Origin of the sequence: Flavobacterium sp. 1, assembly GCF_002797935.1 — a bacterium.
GTDB lineage: Bacteria > Bacteroidota > Bacteroidia > Flavobacteriales > Flavobacteriaceae > Flavobacterium.
Map to the genome: position 1 here is coordinate 4,513,954 of NZ_PGER01000001.1, position 21,237 is coordinate 4,535,190.

At 33.8% G+C, this 21,237-nt stretch carries 19 protein-coding genes; 15 read left to right on the forward strand and 4 right to left on the reverse strand.

Translation table 11 applies throughout. The annotated features are described in order from the left end of the window. Positions 1 to 506: 506 nt before the first annotated feature. From CLU83_RS18290 to CLU83_RS18305, 4 genes are all read left to right on the forward strand, one after another. Complete coding sequence (locus CLU83_RS18290; protein ID WP_100432942.1) at positions 507 to 1,271, forward strand: HNH endonuclease; 765 nt, start codon at positions 507 to 509, stop codon at positions 1,269 to 1,271. Positions 1,272 to 1,424: 153 nt separating this feature from the next. Continuing rightward, positions 1,425 to 1,916 (forward strand): hypothetical protein, encoded by a 492-nt coding sequence (locus tag CLU83_RS18295; protein WP_100432943.1) that lies wholly within the window; start codon positions 1,425 to 1,427, stop codon positions 1,914 to 1,916. Positions 1,917 to 2,004: 88 nt separating this feature from the next. Then, positions 2,005 to 2,424 (forward strand): very short patch repair endonuclease, encoded by a 420-nt coding sequence (locus CLU83_RS18300; RefSeq protein ID WP_100432944.1) that lies wholly within the window; start codon positions 2,005 to 2,007, stop codon positions 2,422 to 2,424. Positions 2,425 to 2,571: 147 nt separating this feature from the next. Then, on the forward strand, positions 2,572 to 2,886 hold the full coding sequence (locus CLU83_RS18305) for an HPF/RaiA family ribosome-associated protein (RefSeq protein WP_100432945.1): 315 nt from the start codon (positions 2,572 to 2,574) through the stop codon (positions 2,884 to 2,886). Between the two features lie 53 nt (positions 2,887 to 2,939). On the opposite strand, the gene CLU83_RS18310 is transcribed toward CLU83_RS18305, so the two are convergent. The 4 genes from CLU83_RS18310 to CLU83_RS18325 form a co-directional block, all read right to left on the reverse strand. Then, positions 2,940 to 3,506: a hypothetical protein gene (locus tag CLU83_RS18310; RefSeq protein WP_100432946.1), complete on the reverse strand. Its 567-nt coding sequence runs from the start codon at positions 3,504 to 3,506 to the stop codon at positions 2,940 to 2,942. Between the two features lie 30 nt (positions 3,507 to 3,536). Further along, positions 3,537 to 4,226 carry a peptide chain release factor H gene (gene prfH, locus CLU83_RS18315; RefSeq protein WP_100432947.1) on the reverse strand — a complete coding sequence of 230 codons (690 nt, stop codon included), beginning with the start codon at positions 4,224 to 4,226 and terminating at the stop codon, positions 3,537 to 3,539. An 11-nt stretch (positions 4,227 to 4,237) separates the two neighbouring features. Then, the gene (locus tag CLU83_RS18320; RefSeq protein ID WP_100432948.1) at positions 4,238 to 5,629 is read right to left on the reverse strand and encodes an RtcB family protein; all 1,392 of its coding nucleotides are present in this window, start codon (positions 5,627 to 5,629) and stop codon (positions 4,238 to 4,240) included. A gap of 821 nt (positions 5,630 to 6,450) precedes the next feature. Continuing rightward, the gene (locus tag CLU83_RS18325) at positions 6,451 to 6,981 is read right to left on the reverse strand and encodes a porin family protein (protein WP_100432949.1); all 531 of its coding nucleotides are present in this window, start codon (positions 6,979 to 6,981) and stop codon (positions 6,451 to 6,453) included. 397 nt (positions 6,982 to 7,378) lie between these two features. Here CLU83_RS18325 and trmB point away from each other — a divergent pair, with 397 nt between their 5' ends. The 11 genes from trmB to CLU83_RS18380 all read left to right on the forward strand — a co-directional run bounded on the left by trmB (position 7,379) and on the right by CLU83_RS18380 (position 21,232). Then, a complete protein-coding gene (gene trmB, locus CLU83_RS18330) occupies positions 7,379 to 8,053 on the forward strand; it encodes a tRNA (guanosine(46)-N7)-methyltransferase TrmB (RefSeq protein WP_077374042.1) in 675 nt (224 codons plus the stop codon). A gap of 60 nt (positions 8,054 to 8,113) precedes the next feature. Beyond that, entirely contained in the window at positions 8,114 to 8,749 is a 636-nt protein-coding gene (locus CLU83_RS18335; protein ID WP_100432950.1) for a LysE family transporter, read from the forward strand. Positions 8,750 to 8,755: 6 nt separating this feature from the next. After that, positions 8,756 to 9,088, forward strand: coding sequence for an MGMT family protein (locus tag CLU83_RS18340; RefSeq protein WP_100432951.1), 333 nt, complete (start codon positions 8,756 to 8,758; stop codon positions 9,086 to 9,088). A gap of 180 nt (positions 9,089 to 9,268) precedes the next feature. Further along, complete coding sequence (locus CLU83_RS18345) at positions 9,269 to 10,396, forward strand: Mrp/NBP35 family ATP-binding protein (protein WP_100432952.1); 1,128 nt, start codon at positions 9,269 to 9,271, stop codon at positions 10,394 to 10,396. A gap of 107 nt (positions 10,397 to 10,503) precedes the next feature. Next, a complete protein-coding gene (locus tag CLU83_RS18350) occupies positions 10,504 to 10,743 on the forward strand; it encodes a NifU family protein (protein WP_100432953.1) in 240 nt (79 codons plus the stop codon). Between the two features lie 287 nt (positions 10,744 to 11,030). Further along, complete coding sequence (locus tag CLU83_RS18355; RefSeq protein WP_100432954.1) at positions 11,031 to 11,501, forward strand: hypothetical protein; 471 nt, start codon at positions 11,031 to 11,033, stop codon at positions 11,499 to 11,501. Positions 11,502 to 11,540: 39 nt separating this feature from the next. Further along, complete coding sequence (locus CLU83_RS18360) at positions 11,541 to 11,858, forward strand: 2Fe-2S iron-sulfur cluster-binding protein (protein WP_100432955.1); 318 nt, start codon at positions 11,541 to 11,543, stop codon at positions 11,856 to 11,858. Between the two features lie 582 nt (positions 11,859 to 12,440). Next, the gene (locus CLU83_RS18365; RefSeq protein ID WP_100432956.1) at positions 12,441 to 14,663 is read left to right on the forward strand and encodes a fasciclin domain-containing protein; all 2,223 of its coding nucleotides are present in this window, start codon (positions 12,441 to 12,443) and stop codon (positions 14,661 to 14,663) included. Further along, a complete protein-coding gene (locus CLU83_RS18370) occupies positions 14,660 to 17,950 on the forward strand; it encodes a SusC/RagA family TonB-linked outer membrane protein (RefSeq protein ID WP_100432957.1) in 3,291 nt (1,096 codons plus the stop codon). Before CLU83_RS18365 ends, CLU83_RS18370 begins: the two co-directional genes overlap by 4 nt. A 16-nt stretch (positions 17,951 to 17,966) precedes the next feature. Further along, positions 17,967 to 19,466, forward strand: coding sequence for a RagB/SusD family nutrient uptake outer membrane protein (locus tag CLU83_RS18375; protein WP_100432958.1), 1,500 nt, complete (start codon positions 17,967 to 17,969; stop codon positions 19,464 to 19,466). A 44-nt stretch (positions 19,467 to 19,510) separates the two neighbouring features. Then, entirely contained in the window at positions 19,511 to 21,232 is a 1,722-nt protein-coding gene (locus CLU83_RS18380) for a fasciclin domain-containing protein (RefSeq protein WP_232727172.1), read from the forward strand. Positions 21,233 to 21,237: the final 5 nt, after the last annotated feature.

Here is a 21,237-nt window from a genome sequence, read left to right on the forward strand (position 1 = left end):
CTTCGAACCAATAACAGAGGTAAATCACACCAATAGTATTGGTACTTCGAACCAATAATAAAGGTAGTTAGCACTAATAGTATTGGTACTTCGAACCAATAACAGTGGTAGGTCGAACCAATAGTATTGGTCTTTCGAACCAATAATAGAGGTACTAAGCACCAATAGTAAGGGTGCTTAGCACCTCATTTTGATTAATAAGCCAAAGAGTGGAGGTTACAAAACTAAAAAATGAGGCTAAATCCCTCTTCTGTTCGTACTAGATGTCTATTGAATATTTTGATTACTACTTCTCAATAATTAAATCAGATAGTAACCTAGATAATACACTTAAACTCTCAAAACGCCAGTCGAAAGATTGGCGTTTTTTTTGTCTGAAAACAAGTTGAAAACTAATTATGAATGATGACAATTGTAAGCAGGTCAATTGTTATGACTAATGTACTTTTGAACTTTATTTATGTGCGCTTAAATTTTATTTTTTGTAAATTTCAAAAAAAGTTTTTATGGCAAGAGAAAATTGGACAAGAGAACAAACTATAGTAGCACTAAATCTGTATTGTAAAATTCCGTTTAACAGAGTCAGTTCTAATCATCCTGATATTATTCGGATTGCCATGTTAATTGGAAGAAAGCCAAATGCAGTAAAAATGAAAATTGGTAATTTTGGAAGTTTTGACCCTGAATTAAAGAAGAGAGGAATTGTAGGATTAGCAAATGCTAGCAAGCTGGATGAAATTGTTTGGGAAGAATTTAATAACAATTGGGAAAATCTTGCGTATGAAAGTGAAATGCTAATTTCTAATTTTGCTAATGAGCCAATAGAGAAAACTGCATATATAAATATTGATGATTTACCTTTAGGAAGAGAAAGAGAAATAATAATAAAAGCAAGAGTTAATCAGAGCTTTTTTCGTTCAACAATTCTATCTTCATATAATCTGAAATGTTGTATTACAGGCTTGTCTATACCCGATTTTTTGGTAGCAAGCCATATTATACCTTGGGCTAAGGATGAGAAAATTAGATTAAACCCTCATAACGGATTATGTATAAATTCTATCCATGACAAAGCTTTTGACCGAGGCTTTATAACTGTTACAACAGATTATAAAATAAAAGTATCTAAATATTTAAATGAATATAAAAAAGAAAATGCAGTGACAGATTTCTTTTTAAATTATGACAATCAACCTATTATATTGCCAGATAAATTTCTTCCATCACGAGAATTTTTGGAATATCATCATCAAAATATTTTTATAAAATGAATTATTAGTTGATACTTCTTATGTTTTACTATAGAATGGGTTGAATTTTATCTTTATATAAGGTTAACAAACATTACAAAATGTGATCTATAATGCACTAAAATATTGTCAAGTTTCTATTAATATTGAAATTCATTTTAAATTAAAACTAAGATGGGCTATCATACTAAAATAATCTTTGGGAAAGACGAAGTAAGAAAGTATCATAATGGTGAAGCTTTTACCGATGACGAAAAAAACATCAATTTAAAAAATTATACTTTTGAAACTGATGCAGAAAGGGATACGTTTTACGAAGGTATTAATGAAGCTATAGGGTGGTTAGAGTATGAAGTGATTGAAGAATTTGAAGATAAAAGCAACCAAGAAAAAGAAGATGAGAGTAAATTTGATTATTGGGCTTTCATTCAAAAATATTATCCACGGTATTATTTTTGTGATAGTGTTTTATTAAGTGGCATATTAGCTAGAAAACTTGACGGAGAGAAAATTTGTGAAGAAGATGAAGGGTTTATTGAAGGGTGGGACGTTAGAAAAGAGTTATTTGAACTTGACAGAGATTTGCTCTGTGAGGCTTTTGAAAATTTCTTCGATATTATGTATCCTAAAAATCCAGATTCTTCGATTGTAACAGAGAAGGAATAAAAATATTTTTTGTATCCATCGCTCACAAGAAATAGCTTTCGAGATAATCTCCCTAACTTTGCAGTAACAGCTTTAAAATTGTTACACTATGGATTGTTTTACGCCAGAGCAACGTTCCAAAGTCATGCGCGCCATCCGCAGTACTAATACCAAAGCGGAGGTGCGATTGGCCAAAGCCTTGTGGCATCTCGGCTACCGTTACCGCAAAAACAATCGAAAAGTTTTTGGCACCCCTGATTTAACCTTCAAAAAACTCAAAATAGCCATATTTGTCGACAGCGAATTCTTCCACGGCAAGGACTGGGAAACCCAAAAAGATCGCATCAAATCGAATATTGAATATTGGCACAAGAAAATAGCGCGAAATATTCAAAGAGACATTGAGGTCAATAATTATCTGGAATCACATAACTGGAAAGTAATCCGTTTTTGGAGTCGGGAAATAGAAAAAAAACTAGAGGATTGTATTGCTGTAATTCAGGAAGAAATCGCTTTACTACAAAAATAATGTTATCCTTTTTTCATTATAAAAGCACTTCCGCCTTTAAACCAAAAAATAACTTTTTTCTTTCATAATGTTTTACTAAAACAGGGCAGTTTTAGGGAATAATTTTTAACTTTGAGAATAGCATTAAAAATTAATAAATTTCAAAATATGAAAGTACAAATCAACACAGACAAGAATATTGAAGGAAGCGAAAGATTAGAATCTTATTTTTCTAGTGAAATCACAAGAGTATTATCCCGTTTTGATGATAAAGTAACCCGCATCGAAGTGCATTTTGGAGACGAAAATAGTGCCAAATCAGGTTTTGGAGACAAGCGCTGCCTTATAGAAGCGCGTCCAGCCAATATGCAGCCAATCGCTGTTACAGAACATGCTGATTCGATCGAAAAAGCATTTAACGGAGCTTTGGATAAAATCAAAAAAGTGCTCAACACTACTTTCGATAAACAAAAAGTGCATTAAGCAAATTATTAAATACATAAAATGAGGCTGTCTTTCTGGACAGCCTCATTTGTTTAAAAGAAAAACCACTTCCTTTTGCCTTTCTTTTTCTTCTCTTTTGCAGGAACTTCTTTTTCAGATTTTGTTTTATTCTTGGGAGCTAGCAATTTCTTTTTGGTTTTAAGGCGTTTTTCGGTTTCTTCTATTTCATGCAAGTTATCGTTGGCAGTTACCAAAAGTCTGATTTCCTTTAGCAGTTTCAAAGCCAATATGATTTCCTGCTGTTTTTCTAAAAGCATCACTTTTTTGAGCTGAATGACGACTTTGTCTGTTCCTTTTATGGTTAAGGCAAAATCAATTAACTTCGATGCTTCCTCATAATCTTCATTCCAAAGCAACGCATCCAAGTAATATGGATACACCGCAACAGCATGAAGATTGATGGCCAGCGCTTCCTGAAAGTAACGCTTGGCTTCCTCATAATCCTGTAACTGCTCCGATTGCACTCTGCCGTATAAACACAGTGCTGTTGTGTCTTTTTCGTTATAAGACAAGGCATAGTCCAATGATTCTATGGTTCCTTCGAGCCAATACGGATAATTGTCCAATGCCTGAAAAATGTATTTATCTACTGTTTTCATTTTGTTTTAAAATTAGAATTATGAACTGATTTATTCAGTGTCGTAATTCAGTTGTTTTTTTAATTTTTGCCTTTCGGATTTGTAGCTCTTGACTACTTTTTGATTTTTAAAATCAGATCCGGTAAAAGTTCTCGTTGGATTGCCTCTGACCACATTCAGCTGATTTTCCCATTGATTATTGGCTTGCTTCTTGATTTCCTCCAATTCAAACACCTTGAATTTTTCAAGCAGTCTTTCGGTTGCCAGTTTTTTGTTTTGGTGCTGCGAACGGGAATCCATAGCCACAGTGCTCAATCCCGTAGGAACATGTGTAGCGCGAACGGCCGAGCTTACCTTGTTTACATGCTGTCCGCCCGCACCTGAACTCCGCATGGCTTGATACTGGATGTCTTTTTCGGAAATGGATTTTATTGCTAAAGCATCCATTTCGAATATACCGATAAACCAGTTTTTCCTTTTGTGCATTTTCCTAAAATTGCTTTGTCCAATCCATTGAATGCTGCCACACCAAGAGTTCACAAATTCAGTCACAGTTTTTCCTTTTAACAGAATCAAAGCAGTTAAAACAGTTCCGTTTTCTGTTCCGGCTTCTCTTTGCAAAACAGTGGCTTCTATTTGATTAGTCTGTGCTTCTTCCAACATTTTTTTAAGCACTTGGGCAACTACCCAAGTGCATTCCGCAGGACCTCGCCCCGCTGTTATTTGAATTATTTTTTCCATACTCTAAATTTTTATCTGTCCATGCGGACAATTTTTGGCGTAAACGTTCCTAATACAGTGACTAGTTCGGTTTGCAGCGCCATAACTTTGTGAATGTTTTTGTAGGCCATCGGCGCTTCATCAACATTGCCACCGATGAGGTGAACATCATGATCTTTCAATGTTTTTTTAATTTCACTTGGCGTAAAAGTGCTTTTGCATTTGGCTCTCGAAAACAATCTTCCTGCCCCATGTGAAGCAGAATTCAATGATTCCCGATTGCCTTTTCCCATAACTACAAATCCCGGCGCAGTCATTGATCCCGGAATAATCCCCAGCTGTCCTTCGTGGGCAGGAGTGGCTCCTTTTCTATGAACAATGCATTCTTTTCCGTTTACCATTTCTTTCCAAGCAAAGTTGTGATGGTTTTCGATAGTTGTCACGACTCTTTTGCCAATGGCTTTGGCTACTCTTCGGTGAATATCATCGTGGCAGGCTTTAGCATAATCTCCCGCTAAATTCATTGCCAGCCAATATTCTTGACCATCATGCGTGTTCAAATCGAGCCAAGCCAAATGCTGGACATTCTTTGGCAACGGACATTGCTTGGTTGCCAGATACGTGTAATGTTTTGCAATATTGGCACCCATGCCGCGAGAACCGCTGTGCGACAACACACAAAAATAATTGCCCGGTTCCAGTTTCCATTCCGGCAGAACGGTGTCCAGCTGTACGGTTCCAAATTCCACAAAATGGTTTCCGCCTCCTGAGGTTCCCAATTGTTTGTAAGCTTTGGAAAGTAATCCCTTAAGCAATGGAATATCTTGAAACTCGGATCGGCTGAAAACTTCATGATCGGCTTTGACAGCGTGTGTTTCGTTCATTCCAAATTTGGTATGCTCTTTCAAAATGGCCTGCAGCTGATGGTCTTTTCCTTTGATAAAAGAAGCAGGCAGATCAAATATCGACAAGCTCATTCGGCATCCAATATCAACACCAACACCATACGGAATTACCGCATTATCTGTCGCCAAAACACCGCCAATTGGCAGTCCATAACCAGAATGTGCATCGGGCATTAAAGCGCCTGCTATAGAAATTGGCAACTTCAAAGAATCATACAATTGAAACTTCGCTTGATCATCGATTTCATTTTCTCCAAAAATCGAGAATGGCGCACGCGTGGTCTGTAGCTGATGCATTCTCACCACTACAGGATTAACCAAACCTTCGGCTACTTTGCCCCAGGTGCCGTCATTTTTATACTTTTCCGGATGGAGCAATACATCTTTGGCTTCATTGATGATACGCTCTTTTTTTTCTTTTTTTCGGTACCTGCTTATCTGCCCTAAAGCGATATTGATACTGTTGTTTTTAGGGAAGCCCAATTTTATTAGGTCTCTTCCCGATAATTTATTTCCCATAAATTTTTACTATTGACCTGAGTTCGATTATTAATTTTTGAAGCAGAACATTTTGCGTTTTTCAACAAACATTAGTCCCGCTTTCCGTTACAATCTTGCGGACTGAACCCCAGTCCACAAGGATTTTCACTGCTATCGGGGCTAGATGAAAACATTTTGCATTTTTGTCATCATCCTCAAAAGAGAAAAATTTAAATCGAACTCCGTTTTATTGTTCGTGTTGTTTTGCAGCGTAACATATCACCTAATCCGAAATACAGAAAGGAAATGTAACGGCAAAGCATCTTATCCCATTTGGGATGAAGTAAAGTGCTGTGTTCGGGAATTTTTTGAGAAGAGTCTAGAATAAAATCAAAAAAGCCCGAATCTAAATTGCTTCGGGCTTTTTCATATAGTATAAAATTGAATTTCTAAGATTGAAATAAGCCACGAAGATGCGCTGCACCAATTCCTACTGGTGTGAAGCCTTGTAATGATGATTTGAATACAAACATTGTTCTTCGTTTTTAAAGGGTTAATTATTTTTTCGTCTGCAAAGATTTAAATATATTTTTCTAATATCCTAATTTTTTGTTAAAATAATTTTAAAATGAATTAGGTCTTATTTTCAAAATATTGATTTAGTGTATTTTAGTCTTTGTTTAAAATGATTAAATTTTATTTTTCAAATACTATTATAGTTGGAAATCATTCGTATTTATCTTTCTTATGTGTTTTTTAAATTTGTAAAAAATGAAACGGCAGAGAATAAAAAAAATGCCTTAAAGCAATATGTACTTTAAGGCATTTTTAGCAACAATGAATTATTTAGTTAGTTTTCTTTAAAATTGAAAAGCGGCACCTAGTTGAATAACTTGATTTTTTCCTGATAGAGTTGGATTATCATAAGTGTCATCCAAACCAGAAACATATCTAGCGTTTATGGATAAGCCAAGAGGCAGATTCAAAGATGCTCCGAAAGCCCATGAAGGCACAAAACTGTTTGCATCGCCAAAATCATTGTCGTTAACCAGAAATCCAAATTGAGGACCAGTTTCAAAACTTAATAATTTAGCAACATAAATTTTAGCTAAAATGGGCACTGTAAGATAATCTATCTTTACATCATTAATATTAGTAGAAAACCCTTCCTGAGAGTATTGAACTTCAGGCTGGATAAACAACAGGCTTTTTATCAATGGAATTTCTTTGTAAACACCCGCATAAAGCCCTGTTTTGCTTGATGAGTCCCAACCGTCTCCGCTGATATCAGAGAAATTGACACCCGCTCTAATTCCCCATTTCTGTGCCGATATTGTGTTTGATGCTAACATTATAAAGGCGCCTAATAATAAGATTTTTAATGATTTCATATTTTTTCGTTTTTAGATTAAAACCTCTATTGAGGTTACTTGTTTCAAAATTACTGTAAAATTTTAATTATTAAATAGTTATAATGTAAAATGAAAGAAGTAAATTGTTAAATTCGCTTTAATAATACTTCTTAATTATTATTTGATATATAACGTCAGTTTTTGTAAATATATTATGTTAACTTTTAAAAACCCTGAAAATAGTTTTTAGAGATTGCCTTAAGTTTTATCAATGACTGTTCCAAATGATAACACCAATGAAGTGGTAAAAATCATTGCCCCGATAGAAGATGCATTGCTTCAAAAAGGAATTTCAAAATGATAATTTTGATTTTTTCGGTACTTGAGCCTTCATTCTTATATAATTCCTTAATTTTGCCAAAATTGAAAATATATCGTGGGAAGTAAAAATAAGTTAAAAAGGTTCAAAGAAAACGAAACATTCAATAACGTTTTTCAACCAACTAGGGAAGAAGTAGTCGGAGATTTATTCCCGCTAAGAGGAAAATGGAATTCAGATTTTTTTAAAAATGAAAATCCATTGGTTCTCGAATTGGGTTGTGGCAAAGGTGAATATTCTGTTGGTTTGGCTGAGAGATATCCAAATAAAAACTTCGTAGGAATCGATATCAAAGGAGCTCGTTTTTGGCGTGGTGCAAAAACTGCTGTTGAAACAGGATTGCATAATGTGGCTTTTATTCGCACGCAGATCGAATTAATCAACCATATTTTTGCCGAAAATGAAGTGGATGAAATTTGGATTACTTTTCCAGATCCTCAAATAAAGTACAAGAGAACAAAACATAGAATGACCAATTCGGAATTTCTGCAGTTATATAAAAAAATCCTCAAAAAAGAAGGTGTGGTAAACCTGAAAACTGACAGCGAATTCATGCACGGATACACTCTTGGATTGTTGCATGGCGAAGGACATGAAGTTTTGTACGCCAATCATAATGTGTATGTAAATGAAGGAAGTCCTGAGGAGGTTACCGCTTTTCAGACATTTTACGAAAAACAATATTTGGAAATTAACAAAGCGATAACGTATATTCGTTTTAAAATCAAATAGTTCTTAGAAACGGTTTTCAGTTTGTAAACTGAGACTGCAAACTGAGACTGCTAATTAAGTATGACGCTACTACAGCCTTTTTTTCTCGGATTTATTGTTGCTGCTATTGGTATTACACCTCCCGGTCTAATCAATATGACAGCTGCAAAGGTAAGCTTGAAAGACGGTAGAGTTGAAGCTATATTTTTTGCTGTTGGTGCTACTGTAATCGTTTTTTTTCAGACATTTTTAGCCTTATTATTTGCTGATTTTATTAATAGCCATCCTGATGTCATTAATAAACTGCAGGAAATAGGACTGTTTATTTTTATAGGGCTTACTATTTATTTTTTTTGGAAAGCCAAAAAAACAAAATTGCCTAAGGCAGAAACAAAAATACGCAGCAAGACCAATCGGTTCTTTTTAGGAATGTTACTGTCGGCATTGAATTTATTTCCTGTACCATACTATGTTTTTGTATCCATTACACTTTCTACTTATGGATATTTTTATTTTTTAGAACCTTTTATTTACGCATTTGTAGTTGGTGTTGTAACAGGTTCCTTTTTAGTTTTTTATCTTTATATCGTGTATTTCAAAAAAAGAGAAACTAAATCTTCTTTTTTGATCAATAACGGGAATTATATTATTGGAGCCCTTACCGGACTCGTTTCCATAGTTACACTCTTTAAGCTTATTAAGGGATATTTTGGATAAAACGCAATGGAAGCAGCAAATGATAATTTTTTTGAAAGAGTCTATATTGTCGTAAGGAAAATTCCTTATGGGAAAGTCACTTCTTATGGTGCTATTGCTAAAGTTTTAGGAGCGGCACGCTCTGCAAGAATGGTTGGCTGGGCTATGAATGCGGCTCATAATCTAGAAGATGTCCCTGCTCATAGAGTTGTTAACAGAAAGGGACTGCTCACAGGGAAACATCATTTTGACGGAACCAATCTCATGCAGCAGTTACTGGAAAGTGAAGGTGTTATTGTTGTTGATAATCAAATCATGAATTTTGAGGCTGTTTTCTGGGAACCAGAGATAGCCGTTTAATTTATATGTTTATTTGCAGTAAAAAGACAATGACAATTATAGCTGTTATTGTGTGTACTGATCGATAAAACCAATCCAAATCCTTTAGAATAAGAACTTAATCCGTTATCTTTGCAATCTAAAATTAGTTTAAATAAAAACACGTTTTTTAAAAGCGCAAACAGATAGAGGAATAAAAAAATGAAATTAGATAAAAACAACATTCTTAAAGCATTAGAAACAATTACTATTGCTGGTGAAGGTAAAAATATGGTAGAAAGCGGAGCCGTTGCAAACGTAGTCACTTTTGGAGATGAGGTTGTAGTAGATTTAGTATTGCACACACCAGCAATGCATATTAAAAAAAGAGCCGAAGACGATATCAAAAAAACAATTCACGATTTAGTTTCGCCCGATGCCAAAATTAAAGTGAACATAAAAGTTGAAGTTCCAGAAAAGAATGAAATCAAAGGAAAAGCTATCCCAGGAATAAAAAACATTATTGCTGTAGCTTCTGGAAAAGGAGGAGTTGGGAAGTCTACTGTTACAGCAAATTTAGCTGTAACATTGACAAAAATGGGTTTCGCAGTTGGTGTTCTTGATGCCGATATTTATGGACCGTCTATGCCAATTATGTTTGATGTAGAAAATGAAAAACCTATTTCGGTTGAGGTTAATGGGAAGTCAAAAATGAAACCTGTAGAAAGTTATGGGGTTAAAATGCTTTCTATTGGATTTTTTACCTCACCTAGCCAAGCTGTTATTTGGAGAGGGCCGATGGCTTCTAAAGCATTGAATCAGATGATTTTTGATGCTAATTGGGGAGAATTAGATTTTATGTTAATTGATTTGCCTCCTGGAACTGGGGATATTCACCTTTCTATTATGCAATCATTACCGGTTACCGGAGCTGTAGTGGTAAGTACGCCTCAAGCCGTTGCATTGGCCGATGCCAAAAAAGGGGTTTCTATGTTTTTATCTGAAGCGATAAATGTGCCTGTTTTGGGAATTATAGAGAATATGGCCTATTTTACGCCAGAAGAATTGCCTAACAATAAGTATTATATTTTTGGGAAAGAAGGGGCCAAAGATCTTGCACAAGATTTAGGAGTGGCTTTCTTAGGAGAAGTGCCAATTGTTCAATCCATTCGCGAAGCTGGAGATTATGGACGCCCTGCGGCATTACAAACTGGTTCAGTTATTGAAAGTGTTTTTGATGAAATCACACGTAATGTTGTAAGTGAAGTGGTTAGTAGAAATGAAAATTTAGAGCCGACTGAGGCAATCAAAATTACGACAATGGCAGGATGTTCTGCCGTTAAGAAATAACTCTGAGACTTGAATATTAATTCAAATGCTGTCAATGGATGAATAAATTGAAATTGCAGTCAGTGATTTTGATTGATTTAAAAGATGGCGAACAATAGATACCAATTATGAAAACAGAAGAATTAACAAATAATGTTTTGAAGGCGCTAGATGAAATCAGGCCTTTTTTGAATTCAGATGGCGGTGACATTAAGCTCATTTCAATTGATGAGGGAAAACATGTAAAAGTTAGGCTTGAAGGAGCTTGCACTAGCTGCAGTGTCAATCAGATGACTTTGAGAGCGGGTGTTGAGACTACCATTAAAAAATACGCCCCTCAAATAGAAACGGTTGTCAATGTTTTGTAAGCATTAAAAAGCAGAATTTTATATTTAAGAAGTTTTCTGTTTTTTTTAACAAAAAAAATCTAATTATAAAATGATAAAAGTCATGTTTGCGTTTGATGATTTTAAAACTTATACTTGTTAAAGTGTAATAAAAAAAGGTTTTTTAAAAGGTTATTATTAAGGAATTGCCAATATAACAAGGGTTTTTTTCATTATGTGTAAAAAACGGTATGAATAATTCAAATTTTTTTTATTTGATTTTTCAAATAAAAATTTACATTTGTAACACTAACTTACAAATTTGAATTATGAAAAAGCTTTATTTATTGATCGTTTTATTATGTCTTTTTAAAACATATGGACAAGAGCCAATTCAAGAGGCATACGTGACTAAAACTTATGTTAACGTTGATGATGAATGGACTGTAATGAATTTTAGTAAAATAATAGATATCTGGTCAAATAGAACTGGGCAGTTAAAAATATCTAATGCTGAATTTTTGAAAGAACTTAGTGGTGGAAAGGCAAATATGTTAGAGAATAGTGCTTATATTACGGCTGAATTTGGTTCTCAAATACAAACCAAAAGTAAAACTGATAAAAATGGTTTAGTAAACTTGACGTATGAAGGCAAGCTGGTGTTTAAAACACATGATGGGACTTATGCTCCAAATGCAGTAGTAGTTTTCATTATCAATCAAGCAGATGTTATTGGTTTAAAAATATTAAATAAAGAAAATAGAAAAGAAATGGCTGTAGATCTTGAGGTAAAAAGTTAAAAATGCACAAGATTTGTCGTATAAAGAAGTAAAAAATAGATGGACGTATTAATAAAGATTAAAGATAGAGAAGGAATTATTCATGATTTACAAGCGCCTACTGATATGGCGATGAACATAATGGAACTTTGCAAAGCTTATGAACTTCCTGTTGAAGGAACTTGTGGCGGTATGGCAATGTGTGCTTCTTGTCAATGTTATGTTCTTAATGATGTAGTATTGCCAGAAATGGGTGATGATGAAGAAGCGATGTTGTCTGAAGCATTTTATGTAAAATCAAATAGCAGATTAGGTTGTCAAATCCCTATAACTGAAAGTCTGGATGGGTTAGAATTAGAATTAGCTCCAGAAAATTAATCTTAAATAATATTCTAAAAGAAGTAGCTTAAAATATTTTGGGTTTGATTTTTATTAAAAATTAAGTCCTTTTTTAAGTTACTAATTCATATAGTATAATCGTATTTAATATAAAAAAAATGCCTCCAATTTTGGAGGCATTTTTTTTATATGCATGCGGGATTTTTCTCAAAATCTCATTAAGACTGCATTATTTTGCTATTCTGATTAGCTAGAAAACAGAACATACAACGTGTTTTTATTTGTAGTCTTTTTAATAGGTAATACAAGTTTTTCTCGTTTTTTTTCTCAAGTTTTTTAATTTCACAATAAAAAGTTAATTGTTTCTGGAAAGATAATAATTGTAATAAAAAAACACTTTGGTGTCAGTAAATCCAAGTATTCCTATTGTGTAATTTAAAAGTTAATTAATTGAAGTAATATCTTTTTATCGTGCTTTTTTTTATATATAATAAAAAAATATTTAATTTTTACAGGATGGGGCAGGATAGTAAGAGTGAGATGAACATGTATATTTGATCGTTAAGAAATAATCAAAAAAGTTAAAAAAAGTATAAATGTTTATCAGCAATTTTATTTAAAATGAAGAAAAGATTACACTACTATTTACTTGTTATACCCCTTCTAGCCTTATTTTTTGGCTGTAGTTCAGATGTATATGATGAATACTATGCGCGTCCTGCGAATCTTGAAGATCCAATTTATCAACAATTGGAAGCAAAAGGGAATTTTAAAAATTTAACGGTCTTAATTGACAAAGCAGGTTATAAAGATATTTTAGGAAAAGCAGGATATTGGACTATGTTTGCTCCTAATGATGTTGCTTTTACTAAATTTTTCCAAGAGCAAGGTATCTCAGATGTAACTAAAATAGATGATGCTACTGCTGCTAAAATTGTTAAATATGCGCTTGTTTATAATGCTTTTATGAAGGACAAATTATCTGATTACCAATCATCAAAAGGTTGGGTAGTAGATAATGCTTACCGAAGAAGAACTGCATTTTATGATGGTTTTGTGACTAAAACTATTAATGGTCAGCCGATGGTTATAGTAGGATCCAACCGTAATGGCGGTTATATTTCAGGAGATAATAACAATAAGTATATTACTTATTTTACGGATGAATATTTTAAGGCTAAAAGTTTGAGTTCTTATGATTTTAATTATTTCTATCCAGGTAAAGAGTACACAGGATTTAATGTTTTTGATTCAAAAGTACTAGAAGCTGATATTGTTGCTGAAAATGGTGTTATTCATGAAGTAGATAAGGTAAGTCTCCCATTAATGAATATAGATCAGTATCTGGAGCAAAATAGTAAATACAGCTTGTTTCGTAAAATACTTGAAGAGAATCTTGCTAGTTATGTTTTTTTTCAACCTGCTACAACAGATTATTATAATTATACTGGTAAATCAGACAAGGTTTACGTTAAATTGTACGATCCTACTTTGGCATTTTCACCTAATAATGAAAACTTTGTAAAAACAGACGACAATGACGGCCAGTCTGATGCCTATACGCTGATTGCTCCAGAAGATGCTGCTTTACAGACTTTTGTGGATAAAATTCTTCTTAAAAATTATCCTTCTCTTGATAAATTGCCAAAATATGTTTTTCAAGATTTAATAAATGCACACATGGTGCAAGGTGCTTTATGGCCTTCAAAGAATGATTTAGCAAATGGGTTGAAAGAAGATTTAACATTTAATTTTGCAACTGATATTATTGAGAAGAAAGTTTTAAGTAACGGATTTTTTTATGGTGCTAACAAAGTGCAGAAATCCAATTTATTTTATACTGTTTATACTTCTGCTTATCTCGATCCTAAATATAGTTTTGCAACTAAAATTTTTAATGACGGTTCTGGTATCAAAGAAATGATTAGTAATATAAAAACTAAATATACTATTTTCTTACCATCTGATACGGTATTAATTGGTCTTGGTTTCAATTGGGACTCAAGATTTCTACAATGGGTATATGTTAATCCTGTAACTGCACAAAGTGAAAGCGGAAGTGCCGCCAGAAATAGATTAGTAAGACTCTTTTATAATTGTATCGTTCTTACGCCTAAAGGGGAGTTGGATAACATTGCAACTACTTCTGGTATTATCCGTACAGGAGATAATGAATTGCCAGGGGAGTATATACAATGGTCTAACAGCAAAGTGTATGCGGCTGGTGATGTTGCATATGGAACTGTAACTAAAGTAATAGGAAAAGAATTGCAGGAAAATGGGATCACCTATTATGTTGATAGTTTTCCACAATTCTCTACTGAATTACAAGGTTTGGTTATCAAGCGTTTAGCAGCAAGTAATGTTGAATTCAACAGTTTCTATCAATATCTTGCAAATTCTAAAATTTTCAATTCTTCAACAGGAAAAATTGAAGGGGTAGATATAGGCACTTCTTATACTTTTATAATCCCAAATAAAGCGGCTATCGCAAGAGCGGTTACTGCAAAACTCCTTCCTGCTTCACCTAATCCAGCGTTACAGACAACAGGAGAAAAAGACATGGTTGCCGATTTTATACAATACCATATTATTGTTAATAAAACGGCTTCAAATGACGGATTGACTACTGGACAATGGGAAACATTAAGAAAAAATACGCAAGGAGACAAAACTTATGTTGGAGTAATTAGTGATGGTGCAACTAGGACATTGTCGTTTAAAGATGAATCAGGTAATGAAAATGCAGCTGCTAATTTTATACAAGCAAGCAGTAATAATTTAGCAGACAGGTCTTTAATCCATTTAGTAGACAACTATCTTAAACTTAGAGAAATAAAATGAGACAACAAATTACAAATATATTTTACAGTTTTGCATTTGCTTGTGTTATTCTGGCTGTTTTACCAGTTTTGGCACAACAAGGGAATAAAACTTTTTTAGTCCGTGGTCAGGTTATTGACTCAAGTGATAAATTAAGTGTGCCAGGAGCTACTATTGCAGAACAAGATGCTGAAAATCGTACCATTTCTGGGGCAGTTTCAGATATTGATGGAAATTTTGCTATACGGGTAAAGGATCCAAATAACAAGTTATTTATTTCTACTATAGGATATAAATCGCAACGCATTGAAATTAAAGGTAGAGAATCAATTAAAGTTTTACTTGTTTCTACTGTAGAATCACTTACCGAGGTAGTTGTTATTAGTGCGAAAAAGGCTGACAATGGTTTAATGAAAATTGATGACCGAAATAGGACCACTAGTTCAATTAGTATAAACGCTGCAGACTTAGCTTATACACAAGCAGCAAGTATTGATGAAGCTTTACAGGGACGTATGGCTGGTGTAGATATTACAGCAGATAGTGGTGATCCTGGAGCAGGTATGCAAATCAGAATTAGAGGGACATCTTCAATTTCTGGATCTTCAGACCCTTTAATTGTAGTAGATGGAATGCCTTATGAAACAACTATACCAGCAGATTTTAACTTTGGTACGGCCGATGAACAAAGTTATTCAGCTTTATTAAATATTGCTCAAACAGATATTGAAACGATAACTGTTTTAAAAGATGCTGCTGCTACTGCAATGTGGGGTTCTCGAGCCGCCAGTGGAGTTTTATTAATTACTACTAAACGTGGAGGAGTAAGTGCGCCAAAAATTACGTATACTTTTAAACAGACTTTTTCTAAAACACCTTCTACAGTTCCAATGTTGAATGGAGATCAGTATTCTCAGTTGATTCCAGAAGAATATATGAATAGAAACGGTGTACCGTTGAATACTCTGACGGTTAAAGAGTTTCAATATGATCCTCAGGATGTTTACTATTTTAAAAATTACGGACAAAATACAGATTGGATAGATGCCATTACGCAAACAGGTAAAACTGGAGAGCACAACCTTTCTCTACTAGGAGGGGGAGAAAAAGCAAGATATTTTAGTTCCATTGGTTATTATAATTCCAAAGGGGTGACTAAAGGGACTGGGTTGGAGAAATTGAATGCCAGATTGAATTTAGATTATGTTGTTTCTGATCGTATTAGATTTAGAACCGATATTGCTTATTCACATAATGATACGCAGCGTAACTATGTAAATAATTTTAGTAGTAATGATGATAAGGATCTATTGCGTGGTGTTGCTTATATTAAAATGCCAAATATGAGTATTTTTGAATATGATGAAATGGGAAATCTTACACCCAATTATTTTACGCCGGCTTCAAATGTTCAAGGTACTTATTCAGGTACTTATAATCCAGTAGCAATGGCCGAATTTGCGACAAATAATCAAGTGGTAGATCGTATAACACCCCATTTTAATGTGAATGTCGATATTATTCCTAAAGTATTATTTTCTACATTTGATTTGCAATTTGATTATAGCAGTACAAAAATTAAAACTTTTTTACCACAAAATGCCACAGGACGTCCTTTTACTGAAACCGTTGTAAATAGAGCATCTGATGCTGATATTGACCAATCTGGTATTATAACAAAAACCAACTTTGTTTATCAGCCAGACTTGGGAGAAAAACAAAATTTACAAGTTTTATTATCATTGCAGACTAATGATTCTAAGTCTACTTCGTATGAAGCAATGACATCAAACACAGCTTCATCTTTATTAACAGATCCATCGATTCCATCAAGAACTCAAAATTCAGAATTGACCCTAAAAAGTGGTTATGGTCAATATAGAAGTGTTGGTGCAGTAACAAGTGTACAATATGGACTGCTGGATCGTTATATCATTAATTTGGGTTTGCGTGCTGATGGAAATTCCAGATTTGGTCCTGAAAACAGATATGGTTATTTCCCTTCTATATCGACTCGTTGGAGGGTTTCTGGGGAGCCTTTTATGAAAAATATTACAGCAATTAACGATTTGAGTATTAAAGCCAGTTACGGAGAATCTGGTAGGGCTCCAAATTCTGATTATCGTTTTTATAATGTTTATACGAACTATAGTACCCAGTATTTAGATCTTAATGGCGTAATACCTTCTAACATTGAATTGAGTAATTTACGCTGGGAAAAATTAAAAGGTACCAACTTAGGTTTCACCTTGCAAATGTTTAAAAACCGTGTTATGATAGATCTTGATTTGTATAAAAACTTGACTACAGATTTGATTTCTAAAGATCTTCAATTAACTAGTGTTTCGGGTTACAATAAGGTGGATCAGAACGTTGGAACATTAGAAAATAAAGGATTTGAATTAAATCTTAATACAACTCCTTATAGATCGAAACATTGGAAAGTTGATTTTAATTTCAATATTTCAAGTAATGAAAACACTATTAAAGAAATTTCAGAATATTATCCAAGTGAGAGTGGAAATACTGATAAAAATGGGGAATATAAGCGTTTCCTTCAAGTTGATAACCCATTTGGCTCATTCTACGGATACCGTTTCAAAGGAGTTTATAAAGATTTGGAAGCTACAAAGGCTACAGATGCCAACGGAAATAAAATTGTAGGGCCTAATGGAGAACAAGTATTGATGCGTTTCAATTATCCAATTACAGATTATACGTTTCAGCCTGGAGATGCTAAATATGAAGATATCAACCATGATGGTAACATTGATAGTCGTGACGTAGTTTATTTAGGAAATAGTAATCCTAAATTTATTGGAGGTTTTGGACCTAATATAACTCTTAATAACCAATTCAAGCTAATGCTTTTCTTTAGTTATAGATTAGGTTATGATGTTGTCAATGGTGCCGATATGAAGGCTACTAATATGTATTCATATAGTAATCAAAGTACAGCTGTTTTATCTAGATGGCGCAATCCTGGCGATGTAACGGATATGCCTAGAGCACTTTATGGATCGGGGTATAACTGGTTAGGCTCAGATCGTTATGTTGAAAATGCTTCTTTTATGCGTCTTCGTTCAGTTACCTTCAGTTATATTTTGGGTAAAAACTTAGTAAAAAAGTTAAGACTGCAGGATGTGAACTGTTATATAACTGCAGATAATATAATCACTTTTACTAACTATAAAGGTCAGGATCCTGAAGTAAATATGAAAAGTGGAGATCCTTTTGCCATTGCAATTGATAATTCTAGTACTCCACCAACAAAACGTGTTACACTTGGAGTTACACTTCGTTTCTAATAATAAAATTTGAATTATGCAAACTAAAATAAAAACAATTCTAGCAATCTTTATCCTATTTGTCTGTACGGCTTCGTGTGATGATTATTTAGATTTAAAGCCGCAAGACGGAATTATCCGTGGTGAATTTTGGAAAACTAAAGAAGATATTCAAGCCGCTGTTGCCGGAATTTATTCGTCTTTGTTAAAACCGCCTCCAGGAGTAGCTGATTTGACGATGACTGAATATTTATTCATGTACGGAGATTTAAGAGGGGATATGGTTGCTCCAGGGCAGAATGTAACGGAGGATGAGAGAGATATCATGAACTCAAATATTACAGCGTCTAATAGTCTGACCAATTGGGATGCATTTTACAGAACTATTAATTACTGTAATACTGTAATTGATTTGGCACCTGCTGTCAAAGAAAAGGATCCTACCTTGACTCAAGAGCAATTAAATCATTTTCTTTCAGAAGCTTTAGCTATAAGAGCCTATTTGTATTTTACATTGGCTCGTACTTTTAGAGATGTGCCTTTAAAATTAACCGCTACATTAACCGATCAAGATAATTTTCAATTGCCAGTTACACTTCAAAAAGATGTATTTGCACAGGTAATCAAAGACCTTAAATTAGCAGAAGGATATGCCGTTGAAGATTATGGCAACAATCCATATAATAAAGGACGTATCACTGTTTATGCGATTAATGCGCTGCAGGCAGATGTTTATTTATGGACAGATAATTATCAAGAGGCATTGATTGCCACTAACAAAGTAATAGATTCTAAAAAATTTAGTTTGTACCAATCTTCAAATTACGGCACTTGGTATAATACCGTGTTTGCCAATGGAAATTCCGTTGAAAGTATTTTCGAATTCCAATATACTGCAGCAAATTTAGGCCCTTTTTATAATATCTTTTTACAAAGACCACAGTTTATTATTTCTGCTACAGTAGCAGAAAAGGTTTTTGGAGTTGATTTTGATGATCTGAGTAAGAGAGATATTCGTGGTGACTTTGCTTCTATAGTTGCTTCATTCAATTTGATTTATAAATATATAGGAGATAGCGAAGGCACAAAAGAATTGCAAGATTCAGACACCCATTGGTTTGTCTATCGCTATGGTGATGTGTTACTATTGAAAGCGGAAGCTCTTGCCGAATTAAATCAAGGGGCAGAAGCACTTGCAATTATTGATGATATTAGACTAAAACGTCGTGCAATTGCTCAAACTGCTCAGTCTGTTGATGCTTCAAGTAAAAATGGTGTTATAGATTATGTATTAGCGGAACGTTCTCGTGAATTGGCTTTTGAAGGTAAACGCTGGTTTGATATGCTTAGAGTTGCCAGAAGAAATAACTACGCACGAAAAGACATTCTTATTAATGCTGCTATTGAGAATGCTCCAGCCGATCAGCAGCAATCTATAATAGCCAAATTACAAGATCCTAACAGTCATTATTTGCCTATTAACACGGGCGAACTTTATACAAATAAAGCACTTGTACAAAATCCATTTTATAAATAATAAATAAATAAGACATGAAAAGATTATTAAGATTACCTAGCCTCTTGAGACTTACTTTAGTGTTTTTGATTGTTCTGATGTTTCAAAGCTGTACAGAGCAAAAAATAAAGGAAAGTACGGATGATACTCTTAATATAACCGAATATTTAAGAGTTAATACCGAATATTCTATGTTTTTAGAAATTCTGGATATTACGAATTATGCTTCATATATGAATACGTATGGGACTTTTACATTATTCCTCCCAACTAATGATGCTGTAAAACAGTATTTAAAGGATTTGGGTGTTAGTTCATTAAAAGAAGTTCCAGTAGAAGATTTGAAAAATATAGCTAAACTGCATATTTTAGATAAAACAATAACAACATCTTCATTTACCGATGGTAAGATTGCAACTCCTAGTTTATATGGTCAATTTTTAATAACTGGAGCTACAAATATCAATGGTGTTGCTAGTGAAACTGTTAATAAGACATCAAATATTATAATTTCTAACATAATAGCAGGAAATGGAATTATTCATGCTATTGATAAAGTGTTGCGTGTTGCTGATAAAACAGTGGCTGCAAGTATTGAATCAGATATAAATCTTTCTTTATTTACCGAAGTTTTAAAAGCTACAGGATGGTATGAGAAATTAAATAAACCTATTGTTTATGACGAAAATAAAGTTGGTAGTTTTTTAACGGTTTTAGGAGAAAGCAATGCAGTTTTGAATAAAGCTGGCTTTAACACCTTAGAAGATTTAAAGAAAAGATATAGTCATTTAAAAGACCCAACTAACCCTGCAGATAGTTTGAATTTATATGTACAATACCATGTATTGCCTAATTTAATTTATTTAAGTGATATGGCAATAACACCTGTGTTTGAAACTAAGGCTCCTCTGGAAGTAATTAGCTCACAATTAGATAAACAATCTATTTTATTGAATCATGATATTTTTAATGGAATACAAGAGCAGGGTGTTGCAATAGTAAGAGATCCAAGTAATACAACCTGTTCTAATGGAGTATTGCATTATGTAGACGGACATTTCACCATTAAAAAACGTGTGGCATCACCAGTTTATTTTGATTTATGTAATCAGCCAGAAATGGCAGCCAATGTTGCTAATTATAGAAAAACGGGAGGAGTAGCTTTCAGTTTTGTATTAGGAGGACTTAGTAATGTTACTTGGACAGGAAATAAAACATATAATATGACATGGCAGCCTTATGGCGGAGCTGCTAATGGGGATCTTTGGAATATTTTTCGTTTTCGTACTGGTGCAGGAGGTTTGAATGATATTGAGTTTGACACTCCGGTAATTATCAAAGGGCGTTATAAAATTTGGGTTTCCTATCGTGCAATAGCTAAAGCTTCTACTAATACAAAAGTGTTTTTTAATGGTGTACAAACCTCTAGAATTATCAATCAGCAAGAAGCTCCAAATGACCCTAGTAATGTTACAACGGGTATAAATGATAGGGTATTAGAGTCACAAGGTTATAAACGATATATGTTTCCATTTGTTAAGGGTGATGCTCTCAATTCTAGATTTGTAGGTATTGTAGAAGTATTAACCACAGGAAAACATAAAATTAAATTTGTTACAGATGCTTGTACAGGCTGTAGTGCGGGAGATGCAGACAGGTTCGATATGGTAGAATTTCGTCCAGTAGACATGGATCAGATTTGGCCAAAATTTAAGCCAGGCTATGGTGGCGGTTTTGTTCAAAGGACCGACGCAACCAAAGGGGATAATGGTAACAGTGGATATTAATATTA

Coding starts and splice junctions, on each gene's coding strand:
- CLU83_RS18290 (WP_100432942.1), top strand. CDS start 507: ATGGCAAGAGAAAATTGGACAAGAGAACAAACTATAGTAGCACTAAAT.
- CLU83_RS18295 (WP_100432943.1), top strand. CDS start 1,425: ATGGGCTATCATACTAAAATAATCTTTGGGAAAGACGAAGTAAGAAAG.
- CLU83_RS18300 (WP_100432944.1), top strand. CDS start 2,005: ATGGATTGTTTTACGCCAGAGCAACGTTCCAAAGTCATGCGCGCCATC.
- CLU83_RS18305 (WP_100432945.1), top strand. CDS start 2,572: ATGAAAGTACAAATCAACACAGACAAGAATATTGAAGGAAGCGAAAGA.
- CLU83_RS18310 (WP_100432946.1), bottom strand. CDS start 3,506: ATGAAAACAGTAGATAAATACATTTTTCAGGCATTGGACAATTATCCG.
- prfH (WP_100432947.1), bottom strand. CDS start 4,226: ATGGAAAAAATAATTCAAATAACAGCGGGGCGAGGTCCTGCGGAATGC.
- CLU83_RS18320 (WP_100432948.1), bottom strand. CDS start 5,629: ATGGGAAATAAATTATCGGGAAGAGACCTAATAAAATTGGGCTTCCCT.
- CLU83_RS18325 (WP_100432949.1), bottom strand. CDS start 6,981: ATGAAATCATTAAAAATCTTATTATTAGGCGCCTTTATAATGTTAGCA.
- CLU83_RS18335 (WP_100432950.1), top strand. CDS start 8,114: ATGACGCTACTACAGCCTTTTTTTCTCGGATTTATTGTTGCTGCTATT.
- CLU83_RS18340 (WP_100432951.1), top strand. CDS start 8,756: ATGGAAGCAGCAAATGATAATTTTTTTGAAAGAGTCTATATTGTCGTA.
- CLU83_RS18345 (WP_100432952.1), top strand. CDS start 9,269: ATGAAATTAGATAAAAACAACATTCTTAAAGCATTAGAAACAATTACT.
- CLU83_RS18350 (WP_100432953.1), top strand. CDS start 10,504: ATGAAAACAGAAGAATTAACAAATAATGTTTTGAAGGCGCTAGATGAA.
- CLU83_RS18355 (WP_100432954.1), top strand. CDS start 11,031: ATGAAAAAGCTTTATTTATTGATCGTTTTATTATGTCTTTTTAAAACA.
- CLU83_RS18360 (WP_100432955.1), top strand. CDS start 11,541: ATGGACGTATTAATAAAGATTAAAGATAGAGAAGGAATTATTCATGAT.
- CLU83_RS18365 (WP_100432956.1), top strand. CDS start 12,441: ATGAAGAAAAGATTACACTACTATTTACTTGTTATACCCCTTCTAGCC.
- CLU83_RS18370 (WP_100432957.1), top strand. CDS start 14,660: ATGAGACAACAAATTACAAATATATTTTACAGTTTTGCATTTGCTTGT.
- CLU83_RS18375 (WP_100432958.1), top strand. CDS start 17,967: ATGCAAACTAAAATAAAAACAATTCTAGCAATCTTTATCCTATTTGTC.